Raw genomic sequence first — 11,665 nt, forward strand, 5'->3', positions numbered from 1 at the left:
ATTATGGGTTCCATAGTGTGGGGATTAAGCCAATATAAAGATAAAATAGATTTCAGCATTCTTAAAACATTTGGGATGCAAGATATACAAGATATTCTCAATCTTTATCGAGAAGAAGAAAACCGAGAAGAAGAAAAGTTGGTGAAATCTATCACCAAACAGCAATTAGAAAAAAATGAACCAGCTCTCGATTTGCAGAAGAGTGTTTCATCAAACGATGTTGCAAATAATACTGTTGTTTTTCATGGTAAGGCCTCTGTTACAAGTGGGGTTACATTTAAATTGCTGGCGCCTGCTGCACAATCTTGGCGCTCATATATCACCCGTGATATTCATCTTTATGGTGTAGACACATGTGCACCACGCCAAAAAGCACGATTAAATGATCAAGAATGGCCCTGTGGTGCGGTTACAACGGCTTGGCTTGTCACCAAAACACTTGGGCAGGATTTATCCTGTAAACAGGCTTTGATGCACAATGGTGTTTATTATGCGCAATGTTTTGTTCAAGGGGTTGATTTAGCTGAGGCAGGTCTTACAGAAGGTATGTTGGTACTCTCAAAAGAGGGGAAAGATCCTATTCCAACCCAGTACCATCATGCGGAAGAAAAAGCACGAAACAACAAGATTGGTCTTTGGTCAAGTGATTTCACTGAACCTTTAAAATGGCGGCGAGATAATGGATCTTACAACCCCTTTGAAAATCCGTGATTGGCTTTAACGAACATATTTACTTAAATTTGTATAAAGGAAACTTTATTAATAAAATTGCACCAGACCATAGGGCAAATTTGAATAAACCGTGAGATTATTTCCGTTTGTGAAGTAAATGAATAATACTTCCCTTTTCAAGGGAGGTTTGCTCTCAAAATCGCTCCTCTATTTTTACTTATGTGTTTTATAGAAGCAGGAAAATGTCATTGTTGGTGGCAAAGCATTTTTGAGTATTTGTGTTTGCAGGAGAAAGTGGGACGATAAAAAAGCTTAAGAAACGGAATTCTAGAGTGGAGTTGATAAAAGTAAAAAATGAACAGATTCCAAAATGAGATAACGTTTAATATAACTGATAGAATATTTTACAATGCTTTAAAAGAATTCATAGCAAAAGTTTTTTTCATTAGAATTTTGTCTTTAAGATTGGATCACGTTTTTTTACTTCTTTAAAAGTGATTAATTTGTTTAATTCCTTGAAAAGCTTTCATAATTATCTGCTTCTAAATTCAGACTTCGAAAAGATGGATTTCAAACAGACTCCACACGAAAAAATCTTCGTAAAAATGATTTGCATTGTTGATTGTTTTCTATATATCACAAGACGTTTTTATTTAAGCATTCGATGGGGGAAACAATAATCAACATACAAATAGGTAAAAAGCATACTTTTTTGTAAAGGCTTTGTAGTCCGTTGATAGTGATACTAAGCATTATAATGCTCATAGGTTTTCTATAGGGCGCGGGGCGCGGTTCCTATCGCAAGGTCACTATTTGAAATCAGTTGGAAAAAACATTAGTGCGTCTTCTGATTTCGTCATTTTTACTCAGTTTGGGCTTTTTCTTTCTCATTATATTTTATGACAAACTCATACGATGGCTGTCGTGAGCTCTTCTTACGTTATTTTACTCAGAGTGTTTACTTTGAAAGCAAGCAAGTGATAGTAAGGCTGTCTTCTCATACAGTATGAAAATTTAAAACTCATTTGGGGGATGATGTTAACAGATAAGGTATTTAAAGAGGGGTAAAATGAAAAAAATATTTTATTGTGCATGGCTCTATTATTCGTCGTGGGGTGTGAAAAAACCTATAGCGTAGAAGATTTTAAGAAAGATGCAAAATTAAGGGAAGAATGGGGAAAGAAGTGTTTTCTTTTAGGACAAGCTGTTAAGGAATCTAAAAATTGTCAAAATGTTTTACAAGCAGATACTGAAATGTTTTTCTCGCCAAAGCTTAATTCTACAGATCGTGATCATGCATTTTAACGGTTATGCATCTCAACAGTAAAGTGTTATATAAAAATTCTAAAATAAAGAAGTTACGTTTCAACGAATAGTTGCTTCTTTAATTTTTATAGCGGAGATTTTTATCATTTTTCATCTTTCAGATGAGCTTCCAAAATCATATTTGCAATCCTATTGTTTGTTTCATCTTTGTTAGATTGAGGATTATGATCACGAGAAAACTGGATAGCATTGTCTTATAGAAACATCTCTTAAGGCAGCCAATCCCATTTCACGGTGGTGTCCGTGAATGGTATAATGGTAGATCCATTGAGCACCACGATCTTTACGCTTCATAAAGGAGTAAGCCAGCGCATATTTGCAAGCTCGTGGGTGTTGCTACAGCCCTTGGCACTTGAGACGGTTCATTAGGGGCATTTTTAATCCTTTCTTAATAGTTTTTTATCCACAAGGGCTCTTTCCGCTTGTAACTTGCAAGAGATATGTTTTTTGTTGATTCAACATGGAGCGGGTCTGAAATGAAAGGATCTTACGCTATTCTGGATTCTCATTTAACATGCAAAACAATGAATACTCTTTATAAATCAATATCGCTTGAGGTGTGGTGTAAGGCATAAAAACTTTATGCATGGGGTGTTTTGATAAGAGAGTGTAGTGAATATTCAAGAGAGGGCTTTCTTGTATAATTTTGTGAAAGGAACCATATGAAATGTGAAGCCGAGAGGGAGCTGTTTTTGAGAAGTTGGATTGTGTATCAACCAGTTTGAGGAGGGATTTGCATCCTTTGATGTGTGAGAAGGAAGCCAAGAACAGAGCGTGTAGCACACTATACCCATGTTTTTAAAGGTTTTAATTTTGATCAGAAATTAATTTTAAAATTGCTTTTTGTTTGACAGATGTAAGAATTCTAAAACTTTTTAAAAGCAAATATTCCTCTTTGCTCGCTACAATTTCATCATGATGGTACGGGGTATGTTCTTTTTTGATGATATCAGCGTAAAAAAAGGCAATAGGGACATCCAATATATCGGAGATTTCCTTTAAACGTCCTGCGCTTACGCGATTTAAGCCTTTTTCATACTTTTGGATTTGTTGGAAAGTGACACTTAAATGATGCCCTAATGTTTTTTGAGACATTTTGAGCATTTTTCGCCTAAAGCGAATTTTTTTGCCTACAAAAAGATCAACATTAAGATTTTGAGTTTGCATTTGCCCCCTCCGGTTGCGAGCGCCCTCGCATTGGTATTCCGGGAGCTTGAAAACACTGAACCCTAGTCAGCATTTTGCTTTTAGTGCTTGGAGCACCTGGACATAGCAAAATCTCCCGGAATTCCGGGATACCCACACACTGGGTTTATTTTTACGCTAGGGTTTCGGGTTTTCAAGGCCCTATTGGTCGTTGCGTATACGACCAATACATTTTCTAACTCATAAAGTAATTTTAGGAGATTGGCAATAAAAATAGTTTTTCTTAAGATGGATAGATTTTTTTAAATGAGAGGTTATTTGCCTTTCAACTTTTTAAAACCCGCTTACTAAACTCATGTTTTAAGATTCGCTTTTTACAAAGATAAACCTTGGTTTTTAAGCTCAAGGCACTGCCTATGGTGCTGTGCTTAACCAATAACCAAAATGGCTTGTTTTGATGCGTCTGAGATATCATGATAATAGGGGAAACCTTTTATGAGTAAAGAGCCCTCATGCAAAATAAAATCAAAACAGAATAGATTTGGTTGTTGTATATTCACATGTTTGTTTTGAGAAGATATTTCTCAATGTTAGCGCCCATTTCACAAATGGCGTTTCGTAAAGTGTATAACGTAAAAGCTTCGATGAATGGGATAAAAGCTATATTTCGATCTTTACTGAAAAAAAGATACTTGGACGGCACATACTCTTTGTCAGTCTAAAATATTACGACAGTTTTTACCTTTGAAAGGGAGCATAAAAGCTATTTTTTCTCTCTTCACGTGTTTTTATTTATACGCTCATCCTGCTTATAATCTGCAAGCGAATAGTTTTGATTGATTCAATATCAACAGATTTGAAATGAGAAAAGATATTTTGGTTTCTCATTATGTATGAATAATAAATTATTATTATAAATTAATAATTCTATACTTAGGGAAGCGTTTTTTTAAGGAGTTTTTTGTTCGTTTTAAAGAATGTGCGTGTTTTAGATAAAAAACTGTATCAACGCAGTTATTGTTAAAATTAAAGTTTTTATGAGAAAAATGAGCATTGTGGAATGATAAGCTTTTGATATAAAGCGTTTTAGAATTTTGCACAACTTAACGATAACTTATTTATTTTGTCATTTCTTATGATTGCTATAAGCGATGCAAAGTTGGAATATGGTTTGAGAAAGCAGATGACACAAGTATTATCTTTCGGTAAGTAGTTTTGAAATAAAAGACAGCTTTAAATGATAAATAAAGATAGGTGCACCATGAATGAACTTACCCATATTGAGACTATTATAACGCATTATGATGCTGTTTTTTGTGATGTGTGGGGTGTTGTGCATAACGGTGTACATGCATTTGAACCAGCGTTGAAAGCATTGTATAAAATTCGACAAATGGGAAAAAGTGTTATTTTATTAACCAATTCTCCTCGGCTACGGGAAGATGTTGCTGCTCAATTACAAAGCATGAATGTTCATCGTGACTATTATGATGCCATTATCACTTCAGGGGATGTAACGCGCGATCTCATTCGGACAGCTCCGCGTAAAGTTTTTTTTATTGGTTCACAACGTGATTTGGTGCTGTTTGAAGGGTTAGAGTGTGAATTTGTTGAAGAATGGGAGGCTTCTGTTGTCGTCTGTAGCGGTTTTCTTGAAGATTTTGACGAAGAACCCTCTGCTTATGAGGAAATGTTTCTTCGCATGCGGGCGCGGAATTTACCTTTTATTTGTGCTAATCCTGATGTGATTGTCCATTATGGAAATAAAGAATTTTGGTGCGCTGGTGCATTGGCGCGTCTTTATCAACAATTAGGGGGGGAAGTACGCATTGCTGGAAAACCTCACGCGCCTATTTATGAGTGTGCCTTTGAAAAACTTCAAAACATTCGTGGAATTGTGGAAAAAAGTCAAGTTTTAGCTATTGGTGATGGTCTTTTGACGGATATTAAGGGGGCGGCTCATTTTGGTCTTGATGCCCTTTATATTATGGGGGGGATTCATCATTATGATTATGCGCAAAATGGTGTGGTGGATAAGCAAGCTTTGCATTCTTTTCTTGAACGTCATGGTTATAAACCACAAGCAATCATGTGGGCACTTCAGTAATGGCTAATTTTTTGCGTCTTCAGGGGACTCACATGTTTCCCTCGGCTTGGCGGGGAGCCGTGTTGGCACTTGGAAATTTTGATGGTGTTCATTGCGGACATCAGATGGTGTTGCAAAAAGCGCTTGATTTTGCGCAGATAAAAAAGAAACCAGCAGTTGTTTTAACCTTTGAACCACATCCAAGAAGTTTTTTTCAACGTTCAGCTCCTGTCTATCGTTTGACAGAGGCAGCTGAAAAAGCTGAAATTTTTAAAGTCCTTGGCTTTAATGGTGTGATTGAACAGCCCTTTGATGCACACTTTGCCACGCTTTCAGCGGATGAATTTATCAAATCGATTTTAAAACAGGCTTTTGATGTTTCAGTTGTGGTGACAGGGGAAAATTTTCAATTTGGTCATCAGAAAAGTGGAAATGTGCAGCTTCTTTGCAAAAGGGGAAAGAAATATGGATTTGAGGTTGTGCAAGTTCCTTGCGTTTCTCGTCTTCAAGATTCACAACAGTTGATTATTTCCTCTAGTTTTATTCGGCAGCTTCTCTCACAAGGAAAAGTGGACAAAGCAGCCCATTTGTTAGGGTATCACTATCGGGTATGCTCCAATATTATTCAAGGCGATAAACTTGGGCGTCTTTTGGGATTTCCTACCGCCAATCAAATGTTGCCTCCCCAAGTTCGCTTGGCTCATGGTGTTTATGCGGTACGTTTACGTCGTGCGAACGGTGTTTTGTATGATGGTGTTGCAAGCTTTGGTTGTCGTCCAACGGTTGTTAAAGATGGTGCGCCACTTTTGGAAACCTATTTGTTTGACTTTAACGACGACCTTTATGGGGAAAGCTGTACTGTTTCTTTTTTCCAATTTTTGCGAGGACAAGAAAAATTTGATGGGCTTGAACCTTTGATTGCGCAAATGCACCGTGATGAAAAAAAAGCAAAAGAAATTTTAAAGATAGCACAACCATTATCAAAGTTGGATAGGCTGCTTACTTTTAAAAATATGCCCTAAACTTATCTGAAAAGGAGAGAAGAGCTGTAAAAATAGCACTTAAAGTGATTATAATCACAAAGATATATTCCAAAACATCGTGGAATATATGTTGTTTCCTTTGTTGAGAGGGAGAATCGAATATCTGAATATCTGATTTTGGCATTATCTTTTTCAAAGTTCATTTTATGGCTTTTGTTGTCATTCAAAAGTTTACTGCTTGTTTCTTTCTGATCCGTTAAAACTATCATAAAAGATGCAGTAAAGAATAAGCCTCAGCCTATTTGGCAATAATAGACGTGAAGAGAGAGAAAGGCTGTTTTTTAAATTTCTTGCGATTTTAAGCTTATAGTTTGATAAAATTTAATCGATGACTTTTTATTTCAAAAATTTATGGTCTCTTTTTTCTAATTTGTTTTATTATGCCATATCGTCTTTTATGATGGGATTGGGTTTATCTAAAACCTTACGCATGTGATATTTGGTATCATATGATGAATATTTTTAAAAAAGGTTCGTTTGTTGAGCCTCGTGAAGTAGAGCGGTGGTCAGCAGCGGCCTTGTGCTAACCAATCACGTAAACGAGAATGAAACTGATGGAAAATGCTTTAAGTCTCGTTTTTCTCGTATATTGTGACAGGAAATTTACATTAAGGAGACTACGATCGATTGCAGATAAAAAGAAATCATTGCGAGAAAACAGGTGTACTTATTTCAAAAATTTTTAATGCTTTTGATTGATAAAGGCACAATTTTGTTGTTGTAACACGTAAATCTTTCAGATTCTCAAGCAAAGAACTGTCCATATATCTCCTTTATCCTTCACAAATATAACGCCTATAATGCAACGGGAAGGCAGTCTTGTAAGGATATGAAAATGCAAAGCCAATTATGTCTTGTTGTTTTTCTCATAAAACTTTTGCTTTAGCAATCCTCAACGCGAGCAGTATGTTTGAGACAAAGATTAAGGCGCTTTAGTGCTCTCTCTGCTGTTACAGCTTTTGTATACCAGATGGGGACAGCCCTATTGCCTATATTCATTTGGATAATCTCTGAAATCAATCTACAGCCTTATTGGGGAAAAATATGAAGTTATATATGAAGTTATAAAGGGGGAAATCAGTCCAGATGACTATCTTTTTTTAATTCGGCTTTGCCATTTTCAAAAGTGTCCAGAGCAATATCTCTTAAATCATGAAAATAACAGTTTTAGGCTTTGTTGTTTTGTGAATAGGTTATCACGCACCACAGGTAAAATAAAATGCTGGAATATACTTGTGTTGCTAATTTACGCGCTTGTTTTAAAGAAATATCTCTCAACGCTTCCCATATCCATTTTCATGATGGCACTCATGAATGGTATCATGCAAGCTCCGTTGAGCGCTATCATCTTTATGCCTAATAAAAGAGCAATCCGGTATCATCAGTTATATTGACAAGCCTTCAGTGTTGTACAGTCTTGGCTATTTGAGAGCGTTTATGAGAGGGATTTTTTCTTAACTCGTTTTACTTCATACAAACTCTTCCTGCTTGTGACATACAAGAAACACGCTTTTGATTGATTCACTATAAATAGACTTAAAATGAGAGAATCTTACGGTATTAGGGTTTCTCACTCAACGTGCAAAATAATTAATTGTTATAAATCAATATCTTGCAATTAACCATAGATTATGGCTTACGGATTTTTTATAAAATATTCTGCTTGCCTTTTATACGGAATATGGGGTTTTCTTAGTGATTTTACTATTGTTTTAGGTGTCTATGGTGTACGAATGAGCTCGTACTGGTAAAGGGAGAGATAAAGAAGGTGAAGCAGTGATAAAAGGTGAGGTGAAAATAGATTTCCTTGATCATCATATGAATTTTCATGCATTTTTACGGCTTCAGGTGTGCATGTTTGTTCTATATTTAACAGCAAAATTTGCGTGTAGAGTCTTATGAAGTGGGAAGCCTGAGTGGAAAGCGCAAGACAAAGATTAAAGCGCAAGACAAAGATTATTGACAGATTATTTTTTACAGATCGATGTGTATTTAAGAGTCTTCATCTTTTAAGGTGAGGAGAAAGCGTATGAAACCTGTGTTTAAAGACGCGCTAAACGATAAAGATGCAGCGAGCGTGCTCCGTGATGGCAATAGGCGAGAAGAGGCAGAGAGGCGGTTTTAAAAATTGTTTGCATAGCTTCAACAGCTGATTGTTCTATAGTTGGAGGAGAAATGGGAATGTGATAGGCTTTTATGCCATATTCATTTGCGACCGTTTTAATGCTAGAAAAGTCAGGTTGATGAAGCTCCTCGTGATCGGGGCGGTTGCAGATAATTGTTTTAAAACCAGCTTGTGCCAATGTTTTGATATTTTCTATGCTAATTTGGGCGCTGATAAAAATATCAGGTTCAATTTGTTGTAAATTCATTTTTATTTATTCTCAATTGCACGATCTTCACGATACCTTCTGGTCTGGTATATAAAAAAACATAATGAAGATAAGTTTTTCAATGGCATCTTAACAAAAATATTCTTTTTGTCGAGAAGATCTATTTTGGGAAAATGAGCTGTAAGATGCAAAATATCTCACTTCGCAATATGTTCGTTATTCGACCTTGTGCAAGACGGCTGTTTGGTCTTTATGGATAATCTATTGTGTTTACCAAGCATAGACATTCCATTGTGTTGCTTGTTCACATGCTTGCTAGAGGTATTCTTATTTCTCTTAAGCCTATTTTACCCTGTCGAGCGTATAAGAGTATAAAATTCATTGATCACTACCCTCTTTACGCTTATGAAGAAGGAAGTCGGCACCATTGTTATATTTGCTAGTCCCCAATGTTACTACAGTTCTCGGTTCTTGAGACGGTTCGTAAAAAGCATTTTAAATCTTTTCTTGTACAGTTTTTACCCACACGCTAGCCCCGCTTGTAATGTACAAGAGACATGATTTTGATTGATTTAATATCAGAGGGCATGAAATGAGAGAATCTTCCTGATTTCGGCTCTCTCATTCAACGTGCAAAACAATGAATGCTTCTTATAGTTTGTTGTATATTCAGAGTGGAGTTTATTTGTAGAGTTGCATTAAGTGGAGTGCATGAAGGGAGAAGCCCAAATGGTAGGCGCGAGATAAGAAGCTGGATCATTTACAGAGCATTGTTCACAGATCGACATGGATTTAAGAATCTTCGTTTTAGGATGGGGGAAAGAAGATCGTGTCTCTTGTTTAGATTTATTTTTCGTATGCTAAAAGAATATTATAAAGACAAAATTGCGGGCTGTCGTTTTATCCTAAAAATAGGAGAAATGATTATTTTGCACGTATTGGATGCTTGCTTCTTTTGTTACTTTCTGTATAATCGTAAAAACGATAATGCTGAAAGGCGTAATAAATGATCATTGGACTTTTGAATCAAAAGGGAGGCGTAGGAAAAACTACGTTGAGTGTTAATCTTGCGGCCAGTTTTGCGCGTACCGGTGCACGGGTATTGCTTATTGATGTTGATCCACAGGGGAGCGCATTGGATTGGGCTGCTGCGCGTGAAGATGCACCTTTGTTTTCGGTTATTGGTTTACCACGTGCAACGGTTCACAAAGAGATTACACAGATTGGTCATGGTTATGATCATATTATTATCGATGGTCCTCCGCGTGTGACTGATCTTGCTCGTAGTGCTCTTATGGCTTCGGATTTGGTGCTTATACCTGTTTTGCCTAGTCCCTATGATATTTGGGCAGCCGATGGAATTGTAAAGCTGATTGACGAAGCACGTGTTTATAAAGAAAATCTTGAATCTGCTTTTGTTATTAATCGTAAAATAGTCAATACAGCGATAGGGCGTGATGTGAACGAAGCTCTTGGCATATACCCCGTGCATGTTCTTTCTTCTAGCGTTGCGCAGCGCGTGATTTTTGCAGAAGCAGCAGCACAGGGGAAGGCGGTTTATGAAGTTGATAAGCAAGGACCAGCAACAGCAGAGATTGAAGCTGTTGCAGCGGAAATCAAGGAGTTAGCGCGATGAATAAAAAAATTAAAATCGGCACGAAACCAACGAATAAGTCAATTCCTTTAACGGCGGATGCATGGGTAGGAAGCCCCAAAGGGAGCATGAGTGGAGGTATGAAGCGCCTCACGATTGATATACCAGAAAGTTTGCATCGATTGATTAAGGTAAGTTGTGCAAGTCGTGGAACTAAAATAGCTGATGAGGTGCGCGAATTGCTTTCACAAAAATACGGAAAAGTGTAAAAAATGATATACGATAATAAGTTTTCGTTGATTTGAGTACTTTTTCTAGAGATGATATCGTTTGTTTTTATACGAAGTTAATAATAATAAAAGCACACTTCCTTTTTCACGATGGCTGCTTCATTTAAGTTGTTTTTCATAAGGTTCTATATCATTTCATGAAAGAGCTATGAGTTTGCGAAAAATTCTCCGTTTCAAACTTTTCCCTATAAGTATGATAATCATCATACTACTTGTGATCTTATCCGCTAGATGAATAGATAAGTTTATTCTTCCATAAAAATTTTCTTGATAATGATTTTAAACGTCAGGTTATTTCTTTGTTTATTTCATTTAATACATGCGTAAATAATGTAATCAAGAGTAGCGTTGATTATTTTTTTCTGTTATGCAGCGATTTATTTTATTAAATTCTATTCATGTTTATAAAGGGGATATAAATAAGTAAAATTTACTGATATTGGCGCGCTATAATTTTTCCTAATAAACAAAAGAAGTCATTGAGCGTATTATAGAAAGTATTTCTGACATTTATATGATTTTATAGTCTTAAATAGTTAATGCCAATCGTAATGGTAAGCAAGGAAATAGGCTTTTTTGCTTCAATTGAAATGTATAAGATCGCTTTTTTAGCATTTCTATTGCCATTTAAAAAGAGCAGGGGGGACTTAAAGTTTTCTTTCTTTTTCGGTCATATAAGACATAATACTAAAAAATACAATAAAGTCAATAGTTTGAGTGAAATTATTTTATAAGAATCCACACTTTTATGTATGATTCATTTGATCATTTTTTATATAAGATTGCCATGCATGAATAGACCATAAAAAGCAAATCATGATGTAAATGTTATAACGCATGTAAACGTTCAAATGAAATGAAAAGCAGCTATCATTCATAACAGTTCATAAATTTTATGATACGTTTTTATCACTCAAATCGCATTGTTTAAAATTTAGTCGTTTGGAATTATCGATAACATACGTTTAAAGAATGGTATGAGTTTTGCTCTTTTTTGAGCGAAACCTTAAAAAGGAATAATCGTTTGAAACTGTCATAAGCTTATAGGTTTAATTTATAAAGATTGCATAAAAAGATTTAAAGATAAGATCACTTTTAAAAACGCTTTCTAAAAGTTTAGAAAATGATAAGTAATCAGCATAAATATAGTATCATTACATATAGAATGAAAATCA

10 protein-coding genes and 1 pseudogene are annotated in these 11,665 nt (G+C 35.7%); 7 read left to right on the top strand and 4 right to left on the bottom strand.

Annotated features, from left to right (window positions below; translation table 11 throughout):
* Positions 1-15: 15 nt before the first annotated feature.
* Positions 16-711, top strand: a complete 696-nt coding sequence (locus ACFIKR_RS07320; RefSeq protein WP_375659396.1) for a hypothetical protein — start codon at positions 16-18, stop codon at positions 709-711.
* Between the two features lie 1,041 nt (positions 712-1,752).
* The gene (locus ACFIKR_RS07325) at positions 1,753-1,977 is read left to right on the top strand and encodes an EexN family lipoprotein (RefSeq protein WP_375659403.1); all 225 of its coding nucleotides are present in this window, start codon (positions 1,753-1,755) and stop codon (positions 1,975-1,977) included.
* A 189-nt stretch (positions 1,978-2,166) separates the two neighbouring features.
* On the opposite strand, the gene ACFIKR_RS07330 is transcribed toward ACFIKR_RS07325, so the two are convergent.
* Together ACFIKR_RS07330 and ACFIKR_RS07335 are read right to left on the bottom strand one after the other, a co-directional pair.
* On the bottom strand, positions 2,167-2,292 hold the full coding sequence (locus ACFIKR_RS07330; protein WP_375636385.1) for a hypothetical protein: 126 nt from the start codon (positions 2,290-2,292) through the stop codon (positions 2,167-2,169).
* Positions 2,293-2,805: 513 nt separating this feature from the next.
* Positions 2,806-3,165, bottom strand: a complete 360-nt coding sequence (locus tag ACFIKR_RS07335; RefSeq protein ID WP_375659397.1) for a helix-turn-helix domain-containing protein — start codon at positions 3,163-3,165, stop codon at positions 2,806-2,808.
* A 1,240-nt stretch (positions 3,166-4,405) separates the two neighbouring features.
* Between ACFIKR_RS07335 and ACFIKR_RS07340 the strand changes: the two genes are divergently transcribed.
* From ACFIKR_RS07340 to ACFIKR_RS07350, 3 genes are all read left to right on the top strand, one after another.
* Complete coding sequence (locus ACFIKR_RS07340; RefSeq protein ID WP_273788305.1) at positions 4,406-5,251, top strand: TIGR01459 family HAD-type hydrolase; 846 nt, start codon at positions 4,406-4,408, stop codon at positions 5,249-5,251.
* Entirely contained in the window at positions 5,251-6,252 is a 1,002-nt protein-coding gene (locus ACFIKR_RS07345; protein WP_375659398.1) for a bifunctional riboflavin kinase/FAD synthetase, read from the top strand. The genes ACFIKR_RS07340 and ACFIKR_RS07345 overlap by 1 nt, the downstream gene beginning before the upstream one ends.
* 1,240 nt (positions 6,253-7,492) lie before the next feature.
* Positions 7,493-7,633: a hypothetical protein gene (locus ACFIKR_RS07350; protein ID WP_375659399.1), complete on the top strand. Its 141-nt coding sequence runs from the start codon at positions 7,493-7,495 to the stop codon at positions 7,631-7,633.
* A gap of 276 nt (positions 7,634-7,909) precedes the next feature.
* On the opposite strand, the pseudogene ACFIKR_RS07355 reads toward ACFIKR_RS07350, so the two are convergent.
* Positions 7,910-8,137, bottom strand: a pseudogene (locus ACFIKR_RS07355) (D-alanyl-D-alanine carboxypeptidase); the annotation flags it as partial.
* A 178-nt stretch (positions 8,138-8,315) separates the two neighbouring features.
* The gene (locus tag ACFIKR_RS07360; protein ID WP_375659400.1) at positions 8,316-8,645 is read right to left on the bottom strand and encodes a TIGR01244 family sulfur transferase; all 330 of its coding nucleotides are present in this window, start codon (positions 8,643-8,645) and stop codon (positions 8,316-8,318) included.
* A 967-nt stretch (positions 8,646-9,612) separates the two neighbouring features.
* Between ACFIKR_RS07360 and parA the strand changes: the two genes are divergently transcribed.
* On the top strand, positions 9,613-10,242 hold the full coding sequence (parA, locus tag ACFIKR_RS07365; RefSeq protein ID WP_375647479.1) for a ParA family partition ATPase: 630 nt from the start codon (positions 9,613-9,615) through the stop codon (positions 10,240-10,242).
* Positions 10,239-10,469: a plasmid partition protein ParG gene (locus tag ACFIKR_RS07370; protein WP_015856697.1), complete on the top strand. Its 231-nt coding sequence runs from the start codon at positions 10,239-10,241 to the stop codon at positions 10,467-10,469. The genes parA and ACFIKR_RS07370 overlap by 4 nt, the downstream gene beginning before the upstream one ends.
* Positions 10,470-11,665 lie beyond the last annotated feature (1,196 nt).

This window comes from Bartonella sp. MR30HLJHH (assembly GCF_042194195.1).
In the GTDB taxonomy this organism is placed as follows: Bacteria; Pseudomonadota; Alphaproteobacteria; order Rhizobiales; family Rhizobiaceae; genus Bartonella; species Bartonella grahamii.